Source organism: Sphingomonas oligoaromativorans (assembly GCF_011762195.1).
Lineage (GTDB): Bacteria > Pseudomonadota > Alphaproteobacteria > Sphingomonadales > Sphingomonadaceae > Solisphingomonas > Solisphingomonas oligoaromativorans.
Map to the genome: position 1 here is coordinate 172,509 of NZ_JAASQK010000003.1, position 24,144 is coordinate 196,652.

Below are 24,144 nucleotides of genomic sequence, written 5' to 3' on the forward strand. Positions count from 1 at the left end.
CCGGCATGACGAAAGAAGGATTCAGTAAACCAGAATCTGCCCCTGCATCCCCGAGGCGACATCGAGCGCCTTCGAGGATTTGAGATCATAATGGCCTCGGCGCGGGATCAGGCGGATGGTGCGGCTCGAATGGCCCGGCACGTTGAGTCGGCTCTTCTGGAGCGCGCCGGCATCGGCCGGGAACAGCCTCGCCGCGCCGAAGAAGGCGGGCGCGTAGAAATCATGCTCGGTGCGGTCCGGGTTGACGAGGCGCAGGCGATAGAGCTGGCCTCCCTTCAGGCGGATCACCTGCGGGTGGAACTTGCGGTCGCCCATGTTGACCGTGACGGTGGTCGGCTTGGGCGGCGGCGGCGCGGCGAGGGCCGGCGCGGCGGCGAGAAGAGAGGCAGCGAGCAGCATCGTCTTGCGCATCATGGTCTCCTTCATGGTCATTCCCTGATCGCCCTCAACGCGGCACCGGCGGCAAAGGATGCACCCGTAACGAACAGCAGCGACACGGCGGCGAGAAGCTTCATGGCGCTGGCTCCGTCCGGCTGAATCGCACCCGCGCCGAAGATCAGCAGCGGCACGGCGAGCGGCAGCAGCATGAGGCCGGCGAGAGCGCCCGCGCCGCGCAGGCCCGCCGTCAGCGCCGCGACGGTGAAGCCGAGCGCCGCCAGCGCCGGCGTGCCGATGGCGAGCCCCGCCTCCAGCCGGAGGAGCGTCGCCCCGTCGAGCCCGAGCAATGCCGCGCCGGGCAGCGCCGCCAGCATCAGCGGCGGGCCGAAGCCCAGCCAGTGCGCCGCGATCTTGGCCGCTGCCACCGCCTCGTCCGCGAACCCGCGCACGGCGAGCTGGTCGAGGATGCCGGCCTCGGCATCGGGCGCCACCAGCCGCTCCACCGGCAGCAGGGCGGCGAGGAGCGCGGCGAGCCACAGCATTCCGCCGCCGGTCTTCGCCAGCAGCTTCGCGTCCGGCCCGACCGCGAAGGGGAACAGCGTCGCCGCGATCAGGAAGAAGGCGACGGGCAATCCGGCGGCGCGCAGGCCACGGGCGGCATCGCGGCGGATGAGGGTGAGGATCATGCCAGCGCGTGCGTCCGGGCGCCGTCGAGCGGCAGCGGCACATGGCTCGCCGCCAGCACCGCTCCGCCCTTCGCGCGATGCGCGGCCATGGCGTGGCCGAGCCGCTCGATGCCCTCGACGTCGAGCCCATTGGAGGGCTCGTCGAGCAGCCACAGCGGCGCGGCGCCGGCGATGGTGCGCGCGATCGCGGCGCGGCGGCGCTGGCCGGTCGAGAGCCAGCGCACCGGCACGCGGGCGAGATGCGCGACGTCCATCGCCTCCATCGCCGCCTCCAGTCCCTCGGCGCGGTCGAGCTTCGCCCAGAAGCCGAGCGCCTCGCCGAGCGTCCGGTCTCCGTCGAGCGCGGCCTGCTCGCCCAGCCATGCCACCCGCGCCGGCCGCTCGACCGCTCCGGCGGCGGGGCGGAGCAGGCCGGCGGCGATGCGCAGCAGGCTCGACTTGCCGATGCCGTTGGGGCCGGTGACGACCAGCGCGCCGCCGGCCTCCAGCACGAGATCGAACCCCTCGAACAGCAGCCGTTCGCCGCGCAGGCAGGCGATCCCCCGCATCGCCAGCATCATGAGGCGGAGGCCTCCAGCGCGTGCATGTCGTCGTCCGACAGGCCGAAATGATGGCCGACCTCGTGGATCAGAACATGCGCGACCAGAGCCTCCAGCGTCACCCCCGTCTCAGCCCATTCGTCCAGGATTGGGCGGCGATAGAGGTGGACCATGTCGGGCAGGGCGCCGCTATCCTCGACGCTTTTCATGCCCACGGGCCGCCCGCGATAGAGGCCGGAAAGCGCGAAGGGATCGTCTATGCCCAACTCGTCGAGCGTCGCCTCGTCGGCGAACTCCTCGACGCGCAGCACCACATCGCCCAGATGAAGGCGAAAGGGCTCGGGCAGGCGCGCCATGGTCGCGCGGGCCATCGCGTCGATGGCGGCGGCGTCGGGGGAAGGCCCCCAGGGGGTTTGACGGACGGTCATGCTTGCCGGACAGTAGAAGAGCCGGCGGCGGTGCGCCAGCGGAGGGGCGATTGGACGAGCGCGGGCCGGACATCCGATTCGAAGGCGTGACGAAACGCTTTGCCGGCGCCGCCGTCTCGGACGTCGATTGCACGATTGCGGCGGGCAGCTTCGTGGCGCTGGTCGGGGGATCGGGGGCGGGCAAGTCGACGCTGCTGCGCATGGTCAACCGGCTGGTGGAGCCCGATTCGGGGCGCGTTCTGCTCGGCGGTGCGGATGTGGCGGAGGGGCCGGCCTACGCGCTCAGGCAGCGGATCGGCTATGTCTTCCAGTCGATCGGGCTGATGCCGCACATGAGCGTCGCCGAGAATATCGCGCTGGTGCCGCGCCTTGCGGGCGATCCTCCGGCCGATGTCGCGGCGCTGCTGGAGATGGTGGAACTGCCTGTCGCCTATGCGTCCCGCGCGCCCTCGGCGCTGTCGGGGGGCGAGCGGCAGCGGGTGGGTGTCGCCCGCGCGCTGGCGACGGGGGCGAGGCTGATGCTGCTCGACGAACCCTTCGGCGCGCTCGATCCGGTGACGCGCGATGCGATCGGCCGGCGGTATCGCGATCTGCACGAGCGGCTCGGCCTCACCAGCCTGATGGTGACGCACGACATGGCCGAGGCGCTGCTGCTGGCCGACCGTATCCTTGTGATGGCGAAGGGCAGGATCGTCGGCGATGCGACGCCTTCGGACATGCTCGCCGGCCGCGCGGGCGAGGAGGCGAGCGCGCTCGTCGCGGTGGCGGCGCGGCAGGCGGAACGGATCGAGGCGTTGAAGGCGTGAGCGAATTGCTCGTTCCGCTGCCCGGCCTCGCCGCGCATCACCTGCTGCTGTCGGCCGCGGCGCTGGGGCTGGCGCTGGTGGTGGCGCTGCCGCTGGGGCTCGTCGCGGCGCGCAGGCCCCGGCTGGCGGGGGCGGCGCTGGGCGTGGCGGGGGTGATCCAGACGATTCCGGGGCTGGCGCTGCTGGCGCTCTTCTATCCGCTGCTGCTGGCGATCGGGCATGGCGTGCCGGCGCTGGGCTTCCTGCCGGCGTGGCTGGCGCTCGCGCTCTATGCGCTGCTGCCGATCCTGCGGAACGTCGTGGCCGGCTTGCGCGGGCTCGATCCGGCGGTGATCGAGGCGGCGGACGGCCTCGGCATGACGGCCGGGCAGCGGCTCCGGCTGGTCGAGGCGCCGCTCGCCGCGCCCGTGGTGATGGCCGGCATCCGCACCGCGACCGTCTGGACCATCGGCGCGGCGACGCTCGCCACCACGGTGGGCGCGGCGAGCCTCGGCAACCTCATCTTCTCCGGCCTCCAGACCGAGGACTGGTCGCAGGTGCTGGCCGGCTGCCTCGCGTCGGCGGCGCTGGCCCTCGTCGCGGACGGGCTGCTGGCGCTGATCGAGCGCGGGCTGGCGCGGCGCGAGCGCTGGTCTCTGACGCTCGGCAGCCTCGGTGTCGTGGCGGGGCTGCTGCTGGCCTGCGCGCCGATGCTGGGCGGAGGCGCGCGGCCGGTGGTGGTCGGCGCCAAGAATTTCTCCGAACAGTTCATCCTCGCCCGGCTGATCGGCGCACGGCTGGAGCGGGCAGGCTATGCGGTCAGCTATCGCGAGGGGCTGGGCTCGGCGGTGGCGCTGAGGGCGCTCGGGCAGGGCGATATCGACGTCTATGTCGATTATTCGGGCACGATCTGGGCGGATTCGATGCACCGGAGCAAGCCTGCGCCGAAACCAGAGACGCTGGCCGGGATCGCCGATTTCCTGAAGCCTGCCGCGCTACTCGGGCCGCTGGGCTTCGAGAATGCCTATGCGCTGGCGATGACGAAGGCCGGCGCGGCGCGACATCATGTCACGGATCTGCGCACGCTGGCGGCGGCCGCGCCGTCGCTGACGCTGGGGGCGGACCTCGAATTCCTGTCGCGGCCCGAATGGCGGGCGGTGCGCGAGGCCTATGGGCTGCGCTTCGCCGCCTCGCGCGCTTATGCGCCGAGCTTCATGTATCGCGCGCTGGAAAGCGGACAGGCGGACGTCATCTCCGCCTTCTCCAGCGACGGGCGGATCGCGGCGGACGATCTGGCGGTGCTCCCCGATCCGGCGCACGCGTTGCCCGGCTATGACGCGATCCTGCTGGTGTCGCCGGCCCATGCGGAAGACCAGCGCTTTCTCGGCGCGATCCGGCCGCTGATCGGCGCGATCCCGGTGGAAGCGATGCGCCGCGCCAACTACATGGTCGACCGGGATCGCGACAAGGCGAGCCCCGAGGCCGCCGCCCGCTGGCTGGCCGCCCAACTGGAGCATCGCTGATGGCCGAGATCGTCAACCTCAACCGCGCCCGCAAGGCGAAGGCGCGCGTGGATGCGGCGAAGCAGGCCGAGGCGAACCGCGCCAAGTTCGGCCGCACCAGGGCCGAGCGCGAGGCCGAGGCCGCCGAACAGGCCCGGCGCAAGGCGCTGCTCGATGGGGCGAAGCGCGAGGATTAGGGCCGGAAGGGCAGCCCCACCCAGTCCTCGGCCATCGCCCAGAGCCGGGCGGCGGCGTCATGGTCGCGCGTCGCGGGCGGAAGCGCGGCGCGCCCCGGCGGTCCGCGCAGCTCGAAGGGGCCGGTCGAGCCCAGATAATCGCCCGAATGCACGTCGGGATCGGTGGCGGCGCGCAGCACCGGGAGCGCGCCGGCGGCGGCCGACTGGCTGACGAGATTGCCCAGATAGCGGATCGACCAGCCGCGAAGGCCGCGCGTCCCCGGCCCGTTGGCGAGCAGGCTGGTCCGCGCGAAGCCGGGATGGGCGGGGACGCTCGCGACGCCGGTGCCCACCGCGCGGCGCGCCAGCTCCAGCCCGAACATCAGCATGGCGAGCTTGCTCTGCGCATAGACGGCCCAGGGGTCGTAACGCCGCTCCGCCATCGGGTCTGCGAAGTCGATCCGCCCCCGCCACGCGGCGATGCTGGCGAGCGGCACCACCCGCGCGCCTGCCGCCAGCAGCGGCCAGAGCCGCGCCGCCAGCGCGAAATGGCCGAGCAGGTTGGTGCCGAGCTGAAGCTCGAACCCGTCCGCCGAGACGCGCCGCTCGGGCAGCGCCATCACGCCGGCGTTGAGGATCAGCCGGTCGACCGGATGGCCGGCGGCGAGCTGCTCGCCGGCGAATCGCTCCACCGAGGCGAGGCAGGCGAGATCGAGCGGCCGCCACACCGCGCCATGGCCGATCGCCTCCGCCGCGGCCCGGCCCCTGGCCTCGTCCCGCGCCGCGAGGATCAGCGTCGCGCCCGCTTCCGCCAGCGCCCGCGCCGTCTCATAACCGATGCCGCTGTTGGCGCCGGTGACGATGACGCGTCGGCCATCCTGCCGGCCCATATCGGCGATCGTCCAGCGGTTCATCCCATGCGTCCCCGGCGAGCGGTGGTGGAGCCTATCGGCCGATCCGCCCGCTGCGGCAACGGCCATCCGTGATACCCCCTTCAGGCTGCGACCAGCGCCTCTTCGGGGATGTCCAGCGTGAAGATGGCGCCGCCCGCCGGATCGGTGGCGGCGGCGACGCCGATGCCGAGCGCGTCGGCGAAACCCTTGACGATGGCGAGGCCGAGGCCGGAATCGCCGCTCCGGTCGCTGCCCTTGCCGCGCGCGAAGGTCTCGAAGATCGCCTCCTCGGCGCCGGGCTCGATGCCGGGGCCATGATCGCGCACCTCGAGCAGCAGCCCGCCCGCCACGCGGCGCGCCTCGATCGCGATCGGCCCCTCCGGCCCGCCATGCTGGGTGGCGTTGGCGAGCAGGTTGATGAGGATGTGGTGGAGCAGCCGCGGATCGGTCCGCACCAGCGGCAGCGTGCCGGGGATGGCGAGGTCGATGCGGTTGTGGCGCAGCGTGTCGCGCAGATCGTGGACCGCGCTGCTGACGGCGTCGGTGAGATCGATGGGCTCGGGCACGAGCTGGAGCGCGCCCGCGTCCATGCGGACCATGTCGACGAGATTGTCGAGGAAGCGCTTGAGGCGGCGGACCTCGGCGCGGGCCATCGCCACGGCGGGCGAGGCGGGGGCTTCCGCCGCCAGCGCCTCGACCGCGCCCGCCACCGAGGTGAGCGGCGTGCGCAGATCGTGCCCGATCGAGGAGAGCAGCGCGGCGCGCAGCCGGTCGCGCTCCTTGAGCAGGCCGAGCTCGCGCATCTCGCCCTCCAGCCGCAGCCGCTCGTGCGCCAGCGCCGCCTGGCCCACGAGCGTGGAGAGCAGCACGGTGCGATCGGCGGGCACCGGATCGGTGCCGTCGTCGCGCGCGAGGCCGAGCACGGCGAGCGTGCCGAGCGCCGTCTTGAGCGGGTGGAACTGCCAGTCGGCGGCGGTGAGCGTCGCGGTGCCGCGCCCGGCGGGCTCGCCCCGGCTCCAGCACCATTCGGCCGCCGCCTGATCCACCGGCCCGAGCGGCGCGGCCTCGGGCACGGCGGCCTTCACCATCACCACGCCATCGCGTTCGGCCAGCAGCAGCGTGTCGCAGCCGAGCAGCAGGCCGACCTCGGTGCAGATCGTCGAGGCCGTCTCCTGCCAGGTCGAGGAGCGCGCCAGCGCCTGCGCGAAGGCGGCGACCGAGGCGTTCTCGGTGGCGCTGCGGGTGGAGAGCGTCGCGCGCGCCTTGAGCCGCCCGGCGAGATGGCTGACCAGCCCGGCGATGCCGATCAGCACCAGCATGGTGAGCAGGCTCTGCGGGTCGGCGATGGTGAAATTGTAGAGCGGCGGCAGGAAGAAGAAATTGTAGGCGAGCCCCGCCGCGAGGCTGGCGAACAGGCCGGTGCGCAGGCCGAAGCGCGCCGCCGTCAGGATCACGGGCAGCAGATAGATGAGATCGAGCCCGCCCGCGCCGACCAGCGGCTCCACGAAATGGTCGATCACCGTGGTCACGGCCACCAGCGCCAGCGCCGCGCCGTAGCTCGACGGGCCGCCCCAGCCGCGGGTCAGCGGCGCGAGGCCGCGGCGCGGACGCTCGGCCGGCGCGGTGGCGGGGATGACGTGGAGCGCGAGGCCTTCCGGCCCCTCCTTGAGCAGCCGGTCCACCACCGATCCGTGGCGCGCCTCGAACCACCAGCTCCGCCGCGACTTGCCGATGACGAGCTGGGTGGTGCGGGTGCCCGCGATATGATCGATGAGGCCGGAGGCGACGTCTTCCGCCGGCACGCGCGCGATGGTCGCGCCGAGGCTGGCGGCGAGCCTCAGCACGTCGGCGACGCGCTGGCGCTGCGCCTCGTTGAAGCCTTCGGCCCGCGCCGTCTCGATCACGATCGCGGACCATGGCGCGCGCAATGCATCGGCGAGGCGCTTGGCGACGCGGATCAGGGCGTCGCCGCCGGGCTGCTCGCTGACGGCGACCAGCACGCGCTCGCCGCCGGCATAGACGCCGGGCAGCGCGCCCGCGTCGAGCATCTCCAGCATCTGCCGGTCGACGCTGAGTGCGGCGCGCCGCAGCGCCATCTCGCGCAGCGCCGACAGGTTGGGCTTGGAGAAGAAATGCTGGAGGGCGCGCGTCGCCTCCTCCGGCACATAGACCTTGCCGTCCTTCAGCCGCTCGATCAGCTCGTCGGGCGGCAGGTCGACCACCTTGATCTCGGCGCCCTCGAACACGCTGTCGGGCACCGTCTCGCGGACGCGGACGCGGGTGAAGCTCGCCACCACGTCGTTGAGGCTCTCGACATGCTGGATGTTGAGCGTGGTGTAGACGTCGATCCCGGCGGCGAGCAGTTCCTCGACATCCTGCCAGCGCTTGGGATGGCGGCTGCCCTCGACATTGGAATGGGCATATTCGTCGACGAGGGCGAGCTGCGGCCGGCGCGCCAACACCGCGTCGATGTCCATTTCGGTGAGCGGGCGGCCATGATGCTCGATCTCGCGGCGGGGGATGATCTCGAACGGCTGGATCAGCGCCTCGGTCTCGGCGCGCCCGTGCGTCTCGACGACGGCCACCACCACGTCGACGCCGGCGCGCAGCCGTTCGGCGCCGTCGGTCAGCATCTCGTAGGTCTTGCCGACGCCCGGCGCCGCGCCGAGGAAGATCTTGAGCTGCCCGCGCGCCTCGCGCGTCGCGTGGCGCAGCAGGGCTTCGGGTGAGGGGCGGGGCGGTTGGGCGGTATGGCTGGCCATAAGGGACGATCTGTACGCCCGCATAACGGATCAGGCTACCGGCTGGCTCGACGCAGGCGCGGCAACGGCATAATCGTCGCGCCATGGCCCTGCCCCCCAAGCTGCTCGTCATCGAGGATGATCCCGCCATCCGCCGCCTGCTGCGCGTCACGCTGGAGCGGGCCGGCCATGCCGTCGCCGAGGCCGGAAGCGCGCGCGAGGCGCTGTCGCTGCTGCCGATCGAGAAGCCGCAGGTGATCCTGCTCGATCTCGGCCTGCCCGATCGGGACGGGCTGGAGCTGGTGCAGTTGCTCAAGCGCGACGGCGAGGCGACGCTGATCGTCGTCTCGGCGCGCGAGGCGACGTCGGAGAAGGTCGCCGCGCTCGATCTCGGCGCCGACGATTATCTGGTGAAGCCGTTCGATACCGAGGAGTTGTTGGCGCGCATCCGCGCGGCGCTGCGCCACCGGCTCGACGCGCAGGGCGCCACGCACCGGATCGAGGCGGGCGGCGGGCTGGTGATCGATCTCGATCATCGCCGCGTCACGCGCTCGGGCACGGAGGTGCATCTCGCGCCCAAGGAATATGGCGTACTCGCGCTGCTCGCGGCGAAGCCGGACCGGGTGCTGAGCCACGCCCAGATCCTGCGCGAGGTATGGGGGCCGGCGCAGGCCGATCGGGTGGAATATCTGCGCATCGTCGTGCGCAGCCTGCGCCAGAAGCTGGAGGCGGACCCGGCGCGCCCGTCGTTGATCGTCAACGAGCTGGGCGTGGGTTATCGCCTGAAGCCGGGCGCCTGATCGGACGCCCGGCCGGGAGGCTTTCAGGAAATCAGTTCTGCGGGGGCGGCGGCATGTCCTTGCCACCGTGGCCGCCATGGCCATGGCCCTGCCGGCCGCCGCGCATCCCCATCCGCTCGCCCATCGCATGATGGTGGAGCCGGTCCAGCGCGTCGAAACGATGCTGCTGATCGGGGGTGAGGCTGGTGTAGAATTTCCGCGTGGCGTCGATCTTCTGCTTGGCGTCGGCGTCGCGGCGGTCGAGGTGGGCGGACATGCGGTCGAGCCGGGCCAGAGTGCCCTCGTCGGCGCTGGGTGGCGTCGCGCCCTCCGGCGGCCGCATCCCGCCTTCGCGGAAGCCATGATGCGGCTCGATCGCGCTCAGGAAGGCCTCGAGCGCCGGACGCTGATCGGCCCGCAGGCCGAGCAGCAGCGCGACGTCGTCGACATGCTGGGCGCGGATCTTGGCGAAGTCCGGCCTGGCCCAGCCGGCGTGCGGAGCGCGGGCGGGCGTCGCCGGATCGGCGGCGAGCGCCGGTGCGGCAAGGCCGGCCGCGAGCGCGATCAGGAACAGCGTGCGCAAAGGATATCCCCTCAAGTGGTTGACGATCCTGGTTCACCCGCTTTTGTGTCGGCGGAATGTCCGCAGAGTAGCACCATCGAAATCCGCCGCACACATCTTCGCGGCATCGCGGGAGGATGAACATGGAGGCACCGTTCCCCGAGCGCGCCGCAGAGTCGATCGCGCATCTGCTGGTCGTCGACGACGACGCCGGCATCCGCCTGCTGCTGGCCGAGCGACTCGGCACCTACGGCTATCGCGTGACGACGGCGTCCGGCGTCGCGGAGATGGACCGGGTGCTGGCGCGCGGCGGGGTCGATCTCGTCATCCTCGATGTGATGATGCCGGGCGAGGACGGGCTCACCGCCTGCCGGCGCCTGGTGCAGGCGGGCGGGCCTCCGGTCATCCTCCTCTCCGCGCTGGGCGACGAGCAGGATCGCATCGTCGGGCTGGAGCTGGGCGCCGACCATTATCTCTCCAAGCCGTGCAGCCCGCGCGAGATCCTCGCCCATGTCCGCGCGCTGCTGCGCCGGCAGAAGGCGCCCGAGGCCGAGGCGCGGCGGGGCTTCGCCTTCATGGGCTGGCGGATGGATCTCGATTCGCACGAGCTGTTCGACCCGGAGGGCGTGCTGGTCCATCTGTCCGACGGTGAGTTCGCGGTGCTGCGCGTCTTCGCCGAGCGTCCGCGCCGGGTGCTGACCCGCGAGGAGCTGCTCCACAGCGCGCGCGGGCCGGATTCGGATGCGTTCGATCGCGCCATCGACGTGCAGGTCAGCCGCCTGCGGCGCAAGCTGCGCGCCGGCGACAGCGACCTGATCCGCACCGTCCGCAACGAAGGCTATATGTTCGTGCCCAAGGTGACGCAGGCGTGAAGGCCATTCCGGCGCGGCACCGGCTGCCCCTGTTCCTGCGCATCTTCGGTGTGATGCTGTTCGCGCTGCTCGGCGCGCAGTTGCTCGATTTCGCGATGCTGGTGTCGGTGCCGCCGCCGACGCCGCGCCTCTATCCGATCGCCGAGGTGGCGCAGGTGCTGCATGGCGATGTGCCGGGCAATGGCGACTATCACGTCTCGATCGAATGGGCGCCGCCGCCGGATGACGGCCAGCCCCATGGCGAGCATGTGCGGCAGCGTCTGGCCGAGCGACTCGGCGCGTCCGTCGATGACGTCCATGTCGTGATCGACCGGCCGCCGCTGTTCATGGGGCCGCCGAGGCCGCGCCGTTACGAACATGCGCATGGCGAGCAGGGCGAGATCCTGTTCGGGCACTTCACCGCCGCCTATCGCATGGCGGACGGGCGCTGGCGCGTGGTCAGGGTCCGGCATCAGGGGATCGAGCCCTGGCATTGGCGCATCCTGTTGTGGCTGTTGGGAACGCTGGTGGCGGCACTGCCCTTCGCCTGGCTGGTGGCGCGGCATGTCGCCAAGCCGATCGGGCTGTTCGCCGCCGCCGCCGAGCGGCTGGGCCGCGATCCCCGCGCGCCGCCGCTGCTGGTCGACGGGCCGGCCGAGGTCGCGCTCGCGGCGGGCGCCTTCAACGAGATGCAGGCCCGCATCGGCCGCTATGTCGAGGATCGCGTGACGATGGCGGCGGCGATGGCGCATGATCTGCGCACGCCGCTGATGCGGCTCGCGCTGCGTGTCGAGAAGGTCGCGCCCGCCGAGCGTTCCGCCATGGAAACCGATATCGGCGAGATGAAGGAGATGATCGCCGCCGCGCTCGCCTTCGTGCGCGACACCGGCCGCCCGCCGCGCCGGCAGAAGCTCAGCCTCCGCGCGCTTACCGAAAGCGTGGCGGACGGCATGGTCGACATGGGCGCGGACGTGACGGTCGAGCCTGGCGAGGATCTGGTGATCGAGGCCGATGTGGCGGGCCTGAAGGCGATGCTCTCCAACCTGATCGGCAATGCGGTCACTTATGCGGGGCAGGCGCGGGTGCGGATCGCCAGGCCCGACGGTCATGCGCTGATCGAGGTGGCCGACGACGGGCCGGGGCTTCCCGAGGCGCTGCTGGAGCGGGTGTTCGAGCCCTTCTTCCGCGCCGAGCCTTCCCGCAACCGGGAGACGGGCGGCAGCGGCCTCGGCCTCGCCAGCGCGCGGGCGGTGGCGCGTGCGCACGGCGGGGACGTGACGCTTTTCAACCGGGCCGGCGGCGGTCTGCTTGCTCGCGTCCTGCTGCCGCTTTGACAGCGGCGCCCATCGCGCTATCGGCACAGGGACAAGAGGACCAGAGGATATGGGCATGCGGTTCGCGGGATGGTCGTTCGGGGCGTGGTTGCTGATGGGGAGCGCGGCGGTCGCGGCTCCGCAGGATACGCCGCCGCCGGGGGCCGCGCCCGCTCCGGCTTCGTCCGTGATTGTCTCCGCGCCCGCGCCGGCGGTGACGCCGCTGGCCGGCGGGCACATCTTCATCAGCCCGATGGGCGAGCCCTTCCACGGCGCCGAGGGCGTGTCGGGGGCGGAGGAATGGTTCCGCAAGGCCGACGCCGATCATGACAACCGCATCACGCCCAAGGAGTTCGAGGCCGATGCGATGCGCTTCTTCGCGACGCTCGACACCGATCATGACGGGCTGATCGGCCCGGACGAGATCGAGCATTACGAAACCGACGTCGCGCCGGAGATCCGCGTGCTGAGCACCTATGGCGACCCGTCGCTCGCCAAGACGGACGACGACGGCCATGTCACCCCGCCGCCCTATCCGACGCGACTCGGCGCGGGGCGCTACGGCTTTCTCGATTCGCCCGAACCGGTGGTGTCGGCCGACACCAATTTCGACCGTGCCGTCTCGCGGCAGGAGTTCGCGATGACGGCGTCCAAGCGCTTCAAGCTGCTCGACGCGAATGGCGACGGTGTGCTGACCCGCGACGAACTGCCCAAGCTCGATCTCCATGTCGGCCGGAAGGGCGGCTATGGCGGCCGCAACGGCGGCGGCGGCGGTGGGCGAGGCGGTCATGGCGGTCATCATGGCGGCCATGGCGGCGGCATGGGCGGTGGCGGCTTCGGGGGCTGAGCCTCCGCCCGCTCAGGCGAGCATCGTCGCCAGGAACCAGATTCGCGTCGCCTGAGTCCGCATGATCGGCCGGCGGCAATAGCGGCAGACGCCGCGATCGACATCGCCATCCGGCTGTCGGCGCGCCGGAACGGGCGTGTGCCGCCCGGCCCGGCAACGCTCCGCCCGAGTCATTCTCCCGGCCATCGCTGCCTTCTCCTTCATCGAAGAGGGCAGTGGCAGGCCTATCTGTCGGGCGGATGTCCGATTGTTGCGGAGTCGATCAGCCGGGCTGGCGGCCGTCGAGCATCGCGATGATGGCCGAAAAGTCCCGGTGCCCGCCGCCGGCGTTCACGAAGCTCTGATAAAGCGCCTCGGCGGCCGATCCCATCGGAACGGCGGCGTCGACGCCCTGCGCCGCCTGCATGGCGAGCTTCAGATCCTTGAGCATCAGTGCCGCCGCGAAGCCGCCTTCATAGCCGCGGTCGGCGGGGCTCTCCGGGCCGACGCCGGGCAGTGGGCAATAGCTCGTCAGCGACCAGCTCTGGCCGGATGCCTTGGACGCGATATCGTAGAATTTCCGCGGATCGAGCCCGAGCCGGACGGCCATGGCCAGCGCCTCGCAGGTGGCGATCATCTGACTGCCGAGGATCATGTTGTTGCAGATCTTGGCGGCCTGCCCCGCGCCCGCGTCGCCGGCATGGATGACGGCCTTGCCCATCCGGGCGAGGATCGGCTCGGCGCGCGCGAAGGCCGCATCCGTGCCGCCGACCATGAAGGTGAGCGTGCCGCCATTGGCCGCCGCGATCCCGCCCGAGACGGGGGCGTCGACCATCTCGAAGCCACGCTCCGCGGCCTGCGCGATCACCGCGCGGGCGGTGGCGACGTCGATGGTGGAGCAGTCGATCAGCAGCGTGCCCGGCTTCACCGCGCCGAAGATCTGCTCGCCATAGACGCTCGCCACATGCTTGCCTGCGGGCAGCATGGTGACGACCGCATCGACCTTCGCCGCGGCCTCGGCGGCGGATTCCGCGATGGCGCAGCCGCCGTCGCGCGCGCGGGCGAGCGCTGGCTCGGCGAGATCGAAGGCGACGACCTCATGCCCCGCCTTCACGAGGTTGAGCGCCATCCCACCGCCCATATTGCCAAGCCCGACGAAGCCGATGCGTGCCATGTCCTGTCCTCTCCATTTGCAGTCTCCGTCATCCTGACGAACGTCAGGATCCAGAGCCCCGAACCTTGTGCCCTGAGGCTCTGGATCCCGGATCAAGTCCGGGATGACGGTTGTGGGATCACTTGCCCGTCCAGTTGCCGGGGCGCTTCTCGACGAAGGTCTTCATGCCCTCGGCCTTGTCGTCGGTGGCGCACAGGCCCGCGAACAGGCGCCGCTCGAACAGGATGCCTTGCGCGAGGCCGGTCTCGAACGCGGCGTTGACCATCTCCTTGTTGGCGAGCGTCGCGAGCGGCGGCATCGAGGCGATGGTCCTGGCGGTCTTCATCGCTTCGTCGAGAAGCTCGTCGGCGGGGACGACGCGGGCGACGAGGCCGGAGCGCTCGGCTTCCACCGCGTCCATCATCCGGCCGGTGAGGCACATCTCCATCGCTTTCGCCTTGCCCACCGCGCGGGTGAGCCGCTGCGATCCGCCCATGCCGGGGCCGACGCCGAGCTTGATCTCGGGCTGGCCGAACCTGGCGGTGTCGGCGGCGAGGATGAAGTCGCACATCATCGCCACCTCGCAGCCGCCGCCCAGCGCATAGCCGGCGACGGCCGCGATGATCGGCTTGCGCGTGCGGGTGAAATCCTCCCAGCCGGCGAAGAAGTTGGTGCCATAGGCATGGGCGAAGCCCATCGCCTCCATCTCCTTGATGTCGGCGCCCGCCGCGAACGCCTTCTCGCTGCCCGTCACGACCATGCAGCGCTGGCTCGGATCGGCGTCATAGGTGCGGGCGGCCGCGACCATCTCCTTCAGCACCGTCGAGTTGAGCGCGTTCAGCGCCTGCGGACGGTTGAGGCGGAGGAGCGTGACGGCGTCGTGCTGCTCGACGAGGATGGTTTCGTAGGTCATTGCTTCATCATCTCCCGCGCGACGATCATGCGCATGATCTCGTTGGTGCCTTCGAGGATCCGGTGGACGCGCAGATCGCGCCAGATCCGCTCGATCGGATAGTCCTGCAAATAGCCATAGCCGCCATGCATCTGGAGCGCGCGATCGACCACGGCCGAGCCGGTGTCGGTGGCGAGGCGCTTGGCCATCGCGGCGAATTTGGTTTTGTCGTGGGCGCCGTCGGTCACCTTGGCGGCGGCCATGTAGAGGAGGGCGCGGGCGGCCTCCAGCTCGGTCGCCATGTCGGCGAGCTGGAACTGGGTGTTCTGGAAATCGATGATGCGGGTGCCGAACTGGCGGCGCTCGGAGGTGTAGCGCTGCGCCTCGTCGAGCGCGCGCTGGGCGCCGCCAAGCGAGCAGGCGCCGATGTTGATGCGGCCGCCGTCGAGGCCCGCCATCGCGATCCTGAAGCCTTCGCCCTCGGCGCCGACCAGATTCTCCACCGGCACGCGCACGCCGTCGAAATTCACCTGCGCCGTCGGCTGCGAGCGCCAGCCGAGCTTCTTCTCCTGCGCGCCGAAGCTGACGCCCGCCATGTCCTTCTCGATCACGAGGCAGGAGATGCCCTTCGGCCCGTCCTCTCCGGTGCGGACCATGACGACATAGACCTCATTCTCGCCGCCGCCCGAAATGAAGGCCTTGGAGCCGGTGACGACATAATGGTCGCCGTCGCGCACCGCCTTGGTCTTGAGCGCGGCGGCGTCGGAGCCCGAGCCCGGCTCGGTGAGGCAATAGGAGGCGATCCGCTCGCACTGGACGAGATCGGGGAGGTATTTGGCCTTCACCGCCTCGCCGCCGAAGCGATCGATCATCCAGGTCGCCATGTTGTGGATCGAGATGAAGGCGGAGGTGGAGGGGCAGCCATAGGCCATCGCCTCCATGATGAGCGCGGCCTCCAGCCGGCCGAGCCCGATGCCGCCCGACTCTTCGGACACATAGATGGCGCCGAAGCCGAGCTCGGCGGCGGCCTTGACGGTGGCGCGGGGGAAGATGTGCTTCTCGTCCCACTCGGCGGCGTGGGGGGTGATGGCGTCGGCGGTGAAGCGGCGGGCGAGTTCCTGGATCTCGCGCTGATCGTCGGTGAGGTCGAACTGGGTCATCGGCGCTTGCCGCATCCTCTCTTTTCGTCATGCTGACGCAGGTCAGCATCCATTCTCACTAGGCCCGATGATCGAACGCCAGCCTTGCGTCTATATCCTCGCCAGTGGCAGGCACGGAACGCTCTACATCGGCGTGACATCCGATCTGATGGCGCGTGTTCACCAGCATCGGGGTGGTGCTATGGCGGGTTTCACGAGCCGTTACGCGGTGCATCGGCTGGTCCACTACGAGATTTTCGACACCATGCCCGCCGCCATCGCGCGGGAGAAACAACTCAAGGCGTGGCGGCGCGAATGGAAGGTTAATCTGATCGAACGTGCCAACCCCTTATGGGAGGATCGCGCGATCGAACTGGGCTTTCCGCCACGGGCGTAGCGCGAATGGACCCTGACCTTCGTCAGGGTGACGTTTCTATCTTCGTCATGCTGAACTTGTTTCAGCATCCATTCGCACTCCGTCTGGGTGGGCGAAATGTCGCGAAAATGAGTGCGTATCACCCCATCGTCGGGATGACGAAGGCGTTGTCGCCCGAGGCCGAGCCGTCGGGCCAGCGGCCGGTGACGGTCTTGATCTTGGTCCAGAACTTCACGCCTTCCATGCCATGCTGGTTGGTGTCGCCGAACGCCGAGCGCTTCCAGCCGCCGAACGTGTGATAGGCGACCGGCACCGGGATCGGCACGTTGATGCCGACCATGCCGACATTCACGCGCGCCGCGAACTCGCGCGCGGCGTGGCCGTTGCGCGTGAAGATCGCGACGCCGTTGCCATATTGATGCTCCGAGGGGAGACGCAGCGCCTCCTCGAAATCATGCGCGCGCACGATCTGGAGGACGGGGCCGAAAATCTCTTCCCTGTAGGTCTTCATCTTCGTCGTGACGCGGTCGAACAGCGTCGGGCCGACGAAGAAGCCCTCCTCATGCCCCTGAAGCGTGAAGCCGCGGCCGTCGACCACCAGTTCGGCGCCCTCGTCGACGCCCATCTGGATGTAATTCTCGATCTTCGCCTTGTGCGCGGCGGTGACGACCGGGCCGTAATGCGCCTCCGGGTCGGTCGAGACGCCGACACGCAGCGCATTGATCGCGGGGATCAGCTTCGCGCGCAGGCGCTCCGCCGTATCCTCGCCGACCGGCACGACGACCGGCAGCGCCATGCAACGCTCGCCCGCGCTGCCGAAAGCGGCACCGGACAAGTCGTTCACCACCTGATCGAGATCGGCGTCGGGCATGACGATGCCGTGGTTCTTGGCGCCGCCCATCGCCTGCACGCGCTTGCCCGCCGCGACACCGCGCGAATAGACATAATGCGCGATGTCGGACGAGCCGACGAAGCTCACCGCCGCGATCGCCGGATGATCGAGGATCGCGTCCACCATCTCCTTGTCGCCATGGACGATCTGGAGGATGCCCTCGGGAAGCCCCGCCTCGAGCATCAGCTCGGCGAGGCGCACCGGCACCGACGGATCGCGCTCCGAGGGCTTGAGGATGAAGGCGTTGCCGACCGCGATGGCGACGCCGAACATCCACATCGGGATCATCGCCGGGAAGTTGAACGGGGTGATGCCGGCGCCAATGCCGAGCGGCTGGCGCATCGACCAGACGTCGATGCCGGGGCCGGCCCCTTGCGTGAACTCGCCCTTCAGCGCGTGGGGGATGCCGCAACTGAACTCGATGACGTCGAGGCCGCGCATGAGATCGCCACGGGCATCGGCGATCACCTTGCCATGTTCGGAGGCCAGCGTGTGCGCCAGCTCCTCCATGTTCGCCTCGACCAGTTCCTTGAACTTGAACATCACGCGGGCGCGGCGCTGCGGGTTGGTCGCGGCCCAGCCGGGCTGGGCGGCCTGCGCGGCGGCGACGGCGCGCTCCAGATCGGCGGCGGTGCCCAGCGCCACGCGCTTCTGCACCTTGCCCGAATTGGGATCGAAAACGTCGCCGTAGCGCGCGCTTGCCGCATCCGAAGCGCCACCGGCGATCACATGGCCGATATCCAGCACACTGCCTCTCCTTGTCGTTTGGGCCGTCATCGGCCTATGCAGTCCCGCAGGCAAGGGCGACGAAATGCAAACACGATCTGCGAAATCGCAGGGCGGGATTTTCCCGCGATGAACTGGGACGACATGCGCGTCTTCCTCGCGCTCGCGCGCACCGGCACGCTGGCGGCGGCGGCGCGCGCGGCGGGGCAGGACGCCACCACCGTCGCCCGGCGCATCCAGCGGCTGGAGGCGGCGCTCGCCACCACATTGTTCGAGCATGGACCGGCGGGTCAGAGCCTCACCGAAGGCGGCCATCGCCTGCTTGCCCATGCCGAGGCGATGGAGGCGGGGGCGCGTGCCGTGCAGCAGCAGGCGGAGGAGGGGGCGGCGCTCGGCGGCACGATCCGGCTGAGCGTGTCGGAAGGCTTCGGCAGCGGCTTCATCGCGCCTCGGCTCGCGGGCTTCGCCGGGCGGCATCCCGGCGTGGCGGTGGACCTGATCGCGTCGACCGGCTTCCTCAATCCCTCCCGGCGCGAGGCGGATATCGCGATCATGCTCGCGCGGCCACGGGGCGGCCCGCTGATCGCCGCCAAGCTCACCGACTATCGGCTGGGCGTCTATGCCGCGCGCGAGCATCTCGATCGCACCGGGCCGGTCGAGAGTGTCGATGCGCTCACCCGGCGGCGGCTGGTCGGCTATGTGCCCGATCTCATCTATGCGCCCGAGCTGCGCTATCTCGCCGAGGTGGACGAGCGGCTGGAGGCGGAGATCCGATCCTCCAGCATCACCGCGCAGGCGCGTCTGATCGCGAGCGGCGCGGGATGCGGCATCCTGCCCTGCTTCCTCGGCGACACCACGCCCGGTCTCGTGCGTGTGCTCAGGCGCGAGGTGTCGATCGAGCGGAGCTTCTGGCTGGTCGTCCATCGCGACATGCGCCGCGTGGCGCGGGTGGAGGCGTTCATCGCCTGGCTGCGCGACGAGGTGGCGTCCGCGGCCGCCCTGCTGGCCGGTCGCGGCGGGGCGTGACTTTCCCGCCGGGCGTGCGATCTTGGCGGCTACGAATCGGCGGGCGGAGGGGGCGACGGTGACCGAATGCGTTGTCATCACGACCAGCGTCGCGGGGCGGGAGGACGCGCATCGCGTTGCCGGCGCGCTCGTCGAGGAACGGCTCGCCGCCTGCGTGCAGGTGTCCGCCATCGAGAGCCATTATCGCTGGGCGGGCGAGGTGGAGCAGGCCAGCGAATTGCTGCTCACGATCAAGACCAGCGCCGAACGCGCGCTCGCCGTGCAGGCCCGCATCCTCGCGCTCCACAGCTATGCCGTGCCCGAGGTGCTGGTGACGCCCGTGATCGGCGGCGCGGCGGACTATCTCGACTGGATCGCCGAGCAGGTGAGGCCCGCATCCTGATGCGGCCTCCACCCCGATTTTCGGCTTGCATTTTGGCCGCCTTAAAATGATTAGGCCACTAATGATTTCACGAGCCGAAGCCGAAGCGGAGTTCGCGCGCCGCATCCTGCCGCTCGCGCGCCGCTGGCGGGCGGAGGCCGATCGCGCCGTGGCCGATCTCGGCCTGTCCGATGCGACGGGCTGGCTGCTGCTCCATGTCGGGCGGCTCGGCGACGGCGTGCGCCAGACGGAGCTGGCCGTGGCGCTCGACATACAGGGCGCATCGCTGGTGCGCCTCGTCGATCAGCTCGAGGCGGCCGGCCTGGCCGAACGCCGCACCGACGCGCGGGATCGCCGCGCCAACCGCATCTTTCTGACCGAGCCCGGCCGCGCGATGGTGGGCCGGATCGAAACCTCGCTCCGCGCGATCCGCCATCATCTGTTCGAGGGCGTCGAGGACAAGGATCTCGATACCGCCAACCGGGTGCTCGCCTGGCTCGACCAGCGGATGCTGGCCCAGCGGGAGAAGGCGCGGTGAAGGCCGACGCGGAGGCCGTGCTCTTCTCGGTCAAATGCTTCATCGCGGCGATGCTGGCTTATTATGTCGCGCTCAGGATCGGGCTCGTGCGGCCTTATTGGGCGGTGACGACCTCCTACATCGTGGCGCAGCCGCTGGCCGGCGCGGTGCTCTCCAAGGCGGCGTTCCGGCTGATCGGCACGCTGCTCGGCGCGACGGCGGCGGTGGTGCTGGTGCCCACCTTCGTCAACGAACCGGCGGTGCTCAGCATGGCGCTGGCGCTGTGGCTGGGCGCGTGCCTCTATGTCTCGCTGCTCGACCGGACGCCGCGCGCGTACATCTTCCTGCTGGCCGGCTACACCGCCAGCATCATCGGCTTCCCGAGCGTGGATACGCCGGGCGCGATCTTCGACGTGGCGAGCCTGCGCGTGCAGGAGATCACCATCGGCATCCTCGCGGGCAGCCTGGTCCACGGCCTCGTGCTGCCGCGTTCGGTGACGGCGCGGCTGCTCCAGCGGATCGAGACGATCCTCAACGATGCCGAGCGCTGGTCGCGCGCCGCGCTGTCGGGCGTGCGCGAGGAGACGCTGGATCGCGAACGCCGCCGCCTCGCCATCGATCTCTCCGAGCTGCACCAGCTCTCGATCCACCTGCCGTTCGACACCGCGCGCCTGCTGCCCCGCGTGCGGACGGTGCGGGCGATGGAGGATCAGCTTTCGCTCTTCCTGCCGCTGGCGAGCACGGTGGAGGACCGGCTGGTGGCGCTCTCCGCCTGCGAGGATGGGGTGCCGGAGCCCGTCGCGGAGTATGTCGGGCGGGTCCGCATCTGGCTGGAGGGCGGCGTACACAGGCCGGATCGGGGCGAGACCGCCGCCCGGATGATCGACGAGGCGCGGATGCTGGAGCCGCCCCCCGGCGGGCCGGAGCCGGTCTGGCGCGACATGCTGCTGCTCAACCTGCTGGCGCGCGTGGCGGACCTGATCGCCGCGCATCGCGACTGCCGGGATCTTCAGGATCAGATCCACTCGCCCAGCCCGCGCGCGCTCTCGCCGCGCGTCGGCGAGCTGCTGGCGCAGGCCGGGGGGCGTGCGCTCCATCGCGATCGGGGGCTTGCGGTGCGCGCCGCCTTCGGCACCATCACCACCATCGCGCTCGGCTGCGCCTTCTGGATCGGCACCGCCTGGCCGGACGGCGCGGGCGCGGTGCTGATCGCGGGGGTGTGCTGCGCGCTGTTCGGCAATGTCGACGATCCGGGGCCGGTGATCTTCACCTTCTTCATCGGCTCGGCGATCGGGCTCGGCGTGGCGATGCTGTGGGCCTATGCGATCCTGCCCCGCACCACCGATTTCGTCACGCTCGCCGCCGTGCTGGCGCCGCCGCTGCTGCTGATGGGATCGATGCTGGCGCGGCCGCCGCTGACGCTGGTGTCGCTCGGCATGTTGCTCGCCTTCCCCAACACTGTGGGGCTGAACGCCACCTACAAGGACAGTTTCGCGGCCTTCGCCAACGGGGCTCTGTCGCAACTCGTCGGCACCGGGTTCGCGGTGGTGACGGTCGGGCTGTTCCAGACGATCGGCACCGAGCACAGCGTCGCCCGTCTGGTCCGCGCCGGCTGGCGCGACGTGGCCCGCCGCGCGCGGGGCCGGGCGCCGGGCACCGCGCGCTGGACGAGCGGGATGCTCGACCGGATCGGCCTGCTGCTGCCCCGGCTGGCGAAGCAGGCGCCCGATCCCGGCAAGCCGCTGCTCGACGCGCTGGTGGACCTGCGCATCGGCTTCGTCGCCGGTGAGCTGGATCGGCTCGGCCACAGCTCCACGCCCGAGCAGCACGGGCTGATCGCCGATACGCTGGCCGGCATCTGGCGCCATTTCATCGATCTCGATCCGGTGCGGACGGTGCCGCCGCCCGAAGGGCTGCTCACCGAGATCGACCGCACCGTGGCCGCCTTCGCCGCCGATCCGCTGGCCGAGCGGCGGCGGCAGGGCCTCGTGCTGCTCACCAGCCTGCGCCGCAACCTGTTCCCGCAGGCGCCGGCCTACAGGGGATCGCCCGCATGATCGGCGAGGTTTCGATCGGGGGCGTGTTCCTGCCCTCGCTGCTGGTGCTCGCCATCGCGGCGCTGGCGATCGTCGTGCTGCTCTCGCGCCTGCTGGCGCTGGTGGGCGCCTATCGGCTGGTCGCCTATCGTCCGCTGGTGGACGTGGCGCTGTTCCTGCTCATCCTCGGCCTTCTGGCCTCCCTCACGACCACATTCGGACTGCATCCATGAACCGTATCCTCGCGCCGCTCGCCCGCTGGGCCGTGACCCTGAGCATCGTCGTGCTGGCCGTCCTCGTGGCGGTCCGGCTGTGGCGCCATTACGAGACCGATCCCTGGACGCGCGACGGCCATGTCCGCGCTGACGTGGTGCGCGTGGCGCCGGACGTCGGCGGGCTGGTGACCTCCGTGGCGGTGAGGGACAACCAGTTCGTCCACAAGGGCGATCTGCTGTTCGTGGTCGACCAGCCACGTTACGCCGATGCGCTCAACCAGGCGGACGCCAGCATCGCCAGCGCGCGGGCCACGCTGGAGCAGGCGCGCCGCGTGGCGAAGCGCGACCTCGCATTGGGCGATCTGGTCGCGACCGAGACGCATGAGGAGAATGTCGCCAAGGTGGCGACCGCAGCCGCCGCGCTCGACGCTGCGCTGGCCGCCCGCCAGACCGCCTCGCTCAACGTCGCGCGCACCGCGATCCGCGCGTCGGTGAACGGCATCGTCACCAATCTCGATCTGCATCCGGGCGACTATCTGGGCGCCGGCCATCAGGCGATGGCGGTGGTCGACATGGATTCGCTGCGCATCGAGGGCTATTTCGAGGAGACCAAGCTCCGCCACATCCATGTCGGCGACAAGGCGAAGATCCGCCTGATGGGCGACGAGCGCGATCTCGAAGGCCATGTCGACAGCATCAGCGCCGGCATCGCCGACGATCAGAGCAAGGATACCGCCAATCAGCTCCGCGAGGTGCAGCCGACCTTCAGTTGGGTCCGCCTCGCGCAGCGCATTCCGGTCCGCATCCATGTCGACCGGATGCCCAGGGGCACGCAGCTCATCGCCGGGCGGACGGCCACCGTCACCATCCTCCAGCCCGAGCAGCAGAAGCCGGCGCAGCCCCAGCCGCAACCCCAGCCCGCCGCCAACACGCAGGGGCCGCGCCGGTGAGGATCGCGCCCGCCGCTTCCCTGCTCGCGCTGGCGCTGGCCGCCTGCACGGCGGGGCCGAACTATCATGTGCCGGATAACGCCATGGCCAAGGCGCCGGCCGCCAACCGCGCCTTCGCGAGCGGGGATGAGCCGGCTTATGCGCAGGCGCCGCTGCCCGATCACTGGTGGCGGCTCTATGACGATGCACGGCTGGACAGCTATGTCACCGAGGCGCTGAAGGCGAATACCGACCTGCGCGCCGCCGACGCCAACCTGCGCCGCGCGAGCTATATCGTGCGCGAGGCGGAGGCCGGGCGCACCATCCAGACCAGCATCACCACCGGTGCCGAGGCGGCGCGGGTGGGCTTCTTCACCGAGCCGCTGCCGGGCACCGCTTATTCCTACACGCTGGGGGTCGGCGTCGAATATCCGCTCGATCTGGCGGGCGGCATCCGTCGCGGGATCGAGGCGGCGAAGGACAGTTCCGAGGCGGCGCAGGCGGCACGCGATCAGGTCCGCGTCGCGATCGCGGCGGCGGTGACGCGGAGCTATGCGGCGGCCTGCTCGGCCAACCGCACGCTGGCGGCGACGCAACATGTGCTCGACATCCAGCGCCAGACGCTCGACGTCACCCATCGGCTGTTCAAGGGCGGGCGCGGCACCAATTTCGACGTGACGCGCGCGCGCGGCGCCGCCGACCAGAGCGCCGCCGCCATCCCGACGATCATCGCCAAACGTCAGGCGGCGCTGTTCGAGCTGGCGGCGCTGATGGGCCGCGCGCCGTCCGACTATCCCAGGGAGCTGGAAAGCTGTCCGGCCCCGCCCGCGCTCAGGCAGCCCATCCCGATCGGCGACGGCTCGGCCCTGATCCGCCGCCGCGCCGACATCCGCGCGGCCGAGCGCAACCTCGCCGCCGCCACCGCCACGATCGGCGTCGAGATGGCGGAGCTGTATCCCAAGGTGACGCTGGGCGGCTCGATGGGCTTTGCCGGCCCGTTCAAGCTGTTCAACTCGGGCGACACGTTCGGCGGCGGCATCGGCCCGCTGGTGTCGTGGAACTTCCCCAACCGCAAGCTGATCCATGCGCGCATCCACGCGGCGGGCGCGGCGGCGGACATCGCCTCCGCGCGCTTCGACGGCACGGTGATCGAGGCGCTGCGCCAGACCGAGACGGCGCTTACCGCCTATGCGCGCGAGATCGACCATGACCATGCGCTCGCACTGGCGCGCGACGATGCCGAGAAGGCGAGCGATCAGGCCAACCGCCTGTTCCGCTTCGGCCGCACCGGCTTCATCAACGTGCTGACCGCGCAGTCCAACCTCGCCAATGCCGAGGCCGCGCTCGCCGCCTCGCAGTCGGAGCTGACGGACCGGCAGATCGACGTGTTCCTGGCGCTCGGCGGCGGCTGGGAGGAATAAGG

The 24,144-nt window shown here is 70.6% G+C and carries 27 protein-coding genes; 15 read left to right on the forward strand and 12 right to left on the reverse strand.

All coding sequences use genetic code 11. From position 1 onward, the window contains the following. Nucleotides 1-21: 21 nt before the first annotated feature. Genes FHS98_RS07240 through FHS98_RS07255 form a run of 4 tightly spaced genes read right to left on the reverse strand, consistent with a single transcriptional unit; the run spans nucleotide 22 to nucleotide 2,031 of the window. Complete coding sequence (locus FHS98_RS07240) at nucleotides 22-426, reverse strand: cupredoxin domain-containing protein (RefSeq protein WP_167102234.1); 405 nt, start codon at nucleotides 424-426, stop codon at nucleotides 22-24. A gap of 2 nt (nucleotides 427-428) precedes the next feature. Then, nucleotides 429-1,064 carry a heme exporter protein CcmB gene (locus FHS98_RS07245; protein ID WP_167102237.1) on the reverse strand — a complete coding sequence of 212 codons (636 nt, stop codon included), beginning with the start codon at nucleotides 1,062-1,064 and terminating at the stop codon, nucleotides 429-431. Beyond that, nucleotides 1,061-1,624 (reverse strand): heme ABC exporter ATP-binding protein CcmA, encoded by a 564-nt coding sequence (ccmA, locus tag FHS98_RS07250; protein WP_167102240.1) that lies wholly within the window; start codon nucleotides 1,622-1,624, stop codon nucleotides 1,061-1,063. The genes FHS98_RS07245 and ccmA overlap by 4 nt, the downstream gene beginning before the upstream one ends. Further along, nucleotides 1,621-2,031, reverse strand: coding sequence for a metallopeptidase family protein (locus FHS98_RS07255; RefSeq protein WP_167102242.1), 411 nt, complete (start codon nucleotides 2,029-2,031; stop codon nucleotides 1,621-1,623). The genes ccmA and FHS98_RS07255 overlap by 4 nt, the downstream gene beginning before the upstream one ends. A 50-nt stretch (nucleotides 2,032-2,081) precedes the next feature. Here FHS98_RS07255 and FHS98_RS07260 point away from each other — a divergent pair, with 50 nt between their 5' ends. From FHS98_RS07260 to FHS98_RS07270, 3 genes are read left to right on the forward strand one after another with little or no spacing between them, the layout of a single operon-like run. Continuing rightward, nucleotides 2,082-2,837, forward strand: coding sequence for an ATP-binding cassette domain-containing protein (locus FHS98_RS07260; RefSeq protein ID WP_167102245.1), 756 nt, complete (start codon nucleotides 2,082-2,084; stop codon nucleotides 2,835-2,837). Next, the gene (locus FHS98_RS07265) at nucleotides 2,834-4,339 is read left to right on the forward strand and encodes a glycine betaine ABC transporter substrate-binding protein (RefSeq protein ID WP_167102248.1); all 1,506 of its coding nucleotides are present in this window, start codon (nucleotides 2,834-2,836) and stop codon (nucleotides 4,337-4,339) included. The genes FHS98_RS07260 and FHS98_RS07265 overlap by 4 nt, the downstream gene beginning before the upstream one ends. Then, nucleotides 4,339-4,515: a DUF4169 family protein gene (locus FHS98_RS07270; protein ID WP_167102251.1), complete on the forward strand. Its 177-nt coding sequence runs from the start codon at nucleotides 4,339-4,341 to the stop codon at nucleotides 4,513-4,515. The genes FHS98_RS07265 and FHS98_RS07270 overlap by 1 nt, the downstream gene beginning before the upstream one ends. Here the strand turns inward: FHS98_RS07270 and FHS98_RS07275 are convergent. Together FHS98_RS07275 and FHS98_RS07280 are read right to left on the reverse strand one after the other, a co-directional pair. After that, nucleotides 4,512-5,474 (reverse strand): SDR family NAD(P)-dependent oxidoreductase, encoded by a 963-nt coding sequence (locus tag FHS98_RS07275; RefSeq protein WP_243847901.1) that lies wholly within the window; start codon nucleotides 5,472-5,474, stop codon nucleotides 4,512-4,514. The two genes, FHS98_RS07270 and FHS98_RS07275, sit on opposite strands and share 4 nt — an antisense overlap. 14 nt (nucleotides 5,475-5,488) lie before the next feature. Next, nucleotides 5,489-8,149 (reverse strand): sensor histidine kinase, encoded by a 2,661-nt coding sequence (locus FHS98_RS07280; protein ID WP_167102254.1) that lies wholly within the window; start codon nucleotides 8,147-8,149, stop codon nucleotides 5,489-5,491. Nucleotides 8,150-8,232: 83 nt separating this feature from the next. Here FHS98_RS07280 and FHS98_RS07285 point away from each other — a divergent pair, with 83 nt between their 5' ends. Beyond that, on the forward strand, nucleotides 8,233-8,928 hold the full coding sequence (locus FHS98_RS07285; RefSeq protein ID WP_208402101.1) for a response regulator: 696 nt from the start codon (nucleotides 8,233-8,235) through the stop codon (nucleotides 8,926-8,928). Nucleotides 8,929-8,959: 31 nt separating this feature from the next. Here the strand turns inward: FHS98_RS07285 and FHS98_RS07290 are convergent, their stop codons facing one another. Beyond that, nucleotides 8,960-9,490, reverse strand: coding sequence for a Spy/CpxP family protein refolding chaperone (locus tag FHS98_RS07290; protein ID WP_167102257.1), 531 nt, complete (start codon nucleotides 9,488-9,490; stop codon nucleotides 8,960-8,962). A gap of 122 nt (nucleotides 9,491-9,612) precedes the next feature. Here FHS98_RS07290 and FHS98_RS07295 point away from each other — a divergent pair, with 122 nt between their 5' ends. From FHS98_RS07295 to FHS98_RS07305, 3 genes are read left to right on the forward strand one after another with little or no spacing between them, the layout of a single operon-like run. Next, nucleotides 9,613-10,341 carry a response regulator gene (locus tag FHS98_RS07295; RefSeq protein WP_167102260.1) on the forward strand — a complete coding sequence of 243 codons (729 nt, stop codon included), beginning with the start codon at nucleotides 9,613-9,615 and terminating at the stop codon, nucleotides 10,339-10,341. Next, nucleotides 10,338-11,654 carry a sensor histidine kinase gene (locus FHS98_RS07300; protein ID WP_341786036.1) on the forward strand — a complete coding sequence of 439 codons (1,317 nt, stop codon included), beginning with the start codon at nucleotides 10,338-10,340 and terminating at the stop codon, nucleotides 11,652-11,654. The genes FHS98_RS07295 and FHS98_RS07300 overlap by 4 nt, the downstream gene beginning before the upstream one ends. Nucleotides 11,655-11,709: 55 nt before the next feature. Continuing rightward, nucleotides 11,710-12,480 carry an EF-hand domain-containing protein gene (locus FHS98_RS07305; RefSeq protein ID WP_167102263.1) on the forward strand — a complete coding sequence of 257 codons (771 nt, stop codon included), beginning with the start codon at nucleotides 11,710-11,712 and terminating at the stop codon, nucleotides 12,478-12,480. Nucleotides 12,481-12,492: 12 nt separating this feature from the next. Here FHS98_RS07305 and FHS98_RS07310 read toward each other — a convergent pair whose 3' ends face one another. The 4 genes from FHS98_RS07310 to FHS98_RS07325 form a co-directional block, all read right to left on the reverse strand. Further along, the gene (locus FHS98_RS07310; protein ID WP_167102266.1) at nucleotides 12,493-12,666 is read right to left on the reverse strand and encodes a hypothetical protein; all 174 of its coding nucleotides are present in this window, start codon (nucleotides 12,664-12,666) and stop codon (nucleotides 12,493-12,495) included. A 76-nt stretch (nucleotides 12,667-12,742) separates the two neighbouring features. After that, the gene (gene mmsB / locus FHS98_RS07315; protein ID WP_167102269.1) at nucleotides 12,743-13,633 is read right to left on the reverse strand and encodes a 3-hydroxyisobutyrate dehydrogenase; all 891 of its coding nucleotides are present in this window, start codon (nucleotides 13,631-13,633) and stop codon (nucleotides 12,743-12,745) included. A gap of 118 nt (nucleotides 13,634-13,751) precedes the next feature. Next, nucleotides 13,752-14,525 (reverse strand): enoyl-CoA hydratase, encoded by a 774-nt coding sequence (locus FHS98_RS07320; protein WP_167102272.1) that lies wholly within the window; start codon nucleotides 14,523-14,525, stop codon nucleotides 13,752-13,754. Next, nucleotides 14,522-15,664, reverse strand: a complete 1,143-nt coding sequence (locus FHS98_RS07325) for an acyl-CoA dehydrogenase family protein (protein ID WP_167102275.1) — start codon at nucleotides 15,662-15,664, stop codon at nucleotides 14,522-14,524. The genes FHS98_RS07320 and FHS98_RS07325 overlap by 4 nt, the downstream gene beginning before the upstream one ends. 67 nt (nucleotides 15,665-15,731) lie before the next feature. On the opposite strand from FHS98_RS07325, the gene FHS98_RS07330 reads away from it, so the two are divergent. Beyond that, nucleotides 15,732-16,040: a GIY-YIG nuclease family protein gene (locus tag FHS98_RS07330; RefSeq protein ID WP_167102278.1), complete on the forward strand. Its 309-nt coding sequence runs from the start codon at nucleotides 15,732-15,734 to the stop codon at nucleotides 16,038-16,040. A gap of 118 nt (nucleotides 16,041-16,158) precedes the next feature. On the opposite strand, the gene FHS98_RS07335 is transcribed toward FHS98_RS07330, so the two are convergent. Beyond that, nucleotides 16,159-17,658 carry a CoA-acylating methylmalonate-semialdehyde dehydrogenase gene (locus FHS98_RS07335; protein WP_341786037.1) on the reverse strand — a complete coding sequence of 500 codons (1,500 nt, stop codon included), beginning with the start codon at nucleotides 17,656-17,658 and terminating at the stop codon, nucleotides 16,159-16,161. A 108-nt stretch (nucleotides 17,659-17,766) separates the two neighbouring features. Here FHS98_RS07335 and FHS98_RS07340 point away from each other — a divergent pair, with 108 nt between their 5' ends. The 7 genes from FHS98_RS07340 to FHS98_RS07370 all read left to right on the forward strand — a co-directional run bounded on the left by FHS98_RS07340 (nucleotide 17,767) and on the right by FHS98_RS07370 (nucleotide 24,142). Then, the gene (locus FHS98_RS07340; RefSeq protein WP_167102281.1) at nucleotides 17,767-18,663 is read left to right on the forward strand and encodes a LysR family transcriptional regulator; all 897 of its coding nucleotides are present in this window, start codon (nucleotides 17,767-17,769) and stop codon (nucleotides 18,661-18,663) included. A gap of 58 nt (nucleotides 18,664-18,721) precedes the next feature. After that, entirely contained in the window at nucleotides 18,722-19,045 is a 324-nt protein-coding gene (cutA, locus tag FHS98_RS07345) for a divalent cation tolerance protein CutA (RefSeq protein ID WP_167102285.1), read from the forward strand. A 61-nt stretch (nucleotides 19,046-19,106) separates the two neighbouring features. Next, nucleotides 19,107-19,562 (forward strand): MarR family winged helix-turn-helix transcriptional regulator, encoded by a 456-nt coding sequence (locus FHS98_RS07350; RefSeq protein WP_167102288.1) that lies wholly within the window; start codon nucleotides 19,107-19,109, stop codon nucleotides 19,560-19,562. Continuing rightward, complete coding sequence (locus tag FHS98_RS07355; RefSeq protein WP_167102291.1) at nucleotides 19,559-21,598, forward strand: FUSC family protein; 2,040 nt, start codon at nucleotides 19,559-19,561, stop codon at nucleotides 21,596-21,598. Before FHS98_RS07350 ends, FHS98_RS07355 begins: the two co-directional genes overlap by 4 nt. Beyond that, nucleotides 21,595-21,810, forward strand: a complete 216-nt coding sequence (locus FHS98_RS07360; protein ID WP_167102295.1) for a DUF1656 domain-containing protein — start codon at nucleotides 21,595-21,597, stop codon at nucleotides 21,808-21,810. Before FHS98_RS07355 ends, FHS98_RS07360 begins: the two co-directional genes overlap by 4 nt. After that, nucleotides 21,807-22,742, forward strand: a complete 936-nt coding sequence (locus FHS98_RS07365) for an HlyD family secretion protein (RefSeq protein WP_167102298.1) — start codon at nucleotides 21,807-21,809, stop codon at nucleotides 22,740-22,742. Before FHS98_RS07360 ends, FHS98_RS07365 begins: the two co-directional genes overlap by 4 nt. Further along, nucleotides 22,739-24,142, forward strand: a complete 1,404-nt coding sequence (locus FHS98_RS07370) for an efflux transporter outer membrane subunit (protein ID WP_167102300.1) — start codon at nucleotides 22,739-22,741, stop codon at nucleotides 24,140-24,142. The genes FHS98_RS07365 and FHS98_RS07370 overlap by 4 nt, the downstream gene beginning before the upstream one ends. Nucleotides 24,143-24,144 lie beyond the last annotated feature (2 nt).

Excerpts from the sequence above, each read along its gene's own strand:
- FHS98_RS07360 (WP_167102295.1), top strand. The coding sequence starts at position 21,595 with ATGATCGGCGAGGTTTCGATCGGGGGCGTGTTCCTGCCCTCGCTGCTG.
- FHS98_RS07305 (WP_167102263.1), top strand. The coding sequence starts at position 11,710 with ATGCGGTTCGCGGGATGGTCGTTCGGGGCGTGGTTGCTGATGGGGAGC.
- FHS98_RS07240 (WP_167102234.1), bottom strand. The coding sequence starts at position 426 with ATGAAGGAGACCATGATGCGCAAGACGATGCTGCTCGCTGCCTCTCTT.
- FHS98_RS07330 (WP_167102278.1), top strand. The coding sequence starts at position 15,732 with ATGATCGAACGCCAGCCTTGCGTCTATATCCTCGCCAGTGGCAGGCAC.
- FHS98_RS07285 (WP_208402101.1), top strand. The coding sequence starts at position 8,233 with ATGGCCCTGCCCCCCAAGCTGCTCGTCATCGAGGATGATCCCGCCATC.
- FHS98_RS07295 (WP_167102260.1), top strand. The coding sequence starts at position 9,613 with ATGGAGGCACCGTTCCCCGAGCGCGCCGCAGAGTCGATCGCGCATCTG.
- FHS98_RS07280 (WP_167102254.1), bottom strand. The coding sequence starts at position 8,149 with ATGGCCAGCCATACCGCCCAACCGCCCCGCCCCTCACCCGAAGCCCTG.
- FHS98_RS07350 (WP_167102288.1), top strand. The coding sequence starts at position 19,107 with ATGATTTCACGAGCCGAAGCCGAAGCGGAGTTCGCGCGCCGCATCCTG.
- FHS98_RS07320 (WP_167102272.1), bottom strand. The coding sequence starts at position 14,525 with ATGACCTACGAAACCATCCTCGTCGAGCAGCACGACGCCGTCACGCTC.
- mmsB (WP_167102269.1), bottom strand. The coding sequence starts at position 13,633 with ATGGCACGCATCGGCTTCGTCGGGCTTGGCAATATGGGCGGTGGGATG.
- FHS98_RS07340 (WP_167102281.1), top strand. The coding sequence starts at position 17,767 with ATGAACTGGGACGACATGCGCGTCTTCCTCGCGCTCGCGCGCACCGGC.
- FHS98_RS07365 (WP_167102298.1), top strand. The coding sequence starts at position 21,807 with ATGAACCGTATCCTCGCGCCGCTCGCCCGCTGGGCCGTGACCCTGAGC.
- ccmA (WP_167102240.1), bottom strand. The coding sequence starts at position 1,624 with ATGATGCTGGCGATGCGGGGGATCGCCTGCCTGCGCGGCGAACGGCTG.
- FHS98_RS07310 (WP_167102266.1), bottom strand. The coding sequence starts at position 12,666 with ATGGCCGGGAGAATGACTCGGGCGGAGCGTTGCCGGGCCGGGCGGCAC.
- FHS98_RS07325 (WP_167102275.1), bottom strand. The coding sequence starts at position 15,664 with ATGACCCAGTTCGACCTCACCGACGATCAGCGCGAGATCCAGGAACTC.
- FHS98_RS07275 (WP_243847901.1), bottom strand. The coding sequence starts at position 5,474 with ATGGCCGTTGCCGCAGCGGGCGGATCGGCCGATAGGCTCCACCACCGC.
- FHS98_RS07255 (WP_167102242.1), bottom strand. The coding sequence starts at position 2,031 with ATGACCGTCCGTCAAACCCCCTGGGGGCCTTCCCCCGACGCCGCCGCC.
- FHS98_RS07270 (WP_167102251.1), top strand. The coding sequence starts at position 4,339 with ATGGCCGAGATCGTCAACCTCAACCGCGCCCGCAAGGCGAAGGCGCGC.
- FHS98_RS07245 (WP_167102237.1), bottom strand. The coding sequence starts at position 1,064 with ATGATCCTCACCCTCATCCGCCGCGATGCCGCCCGTGGCCTGCGCGCC.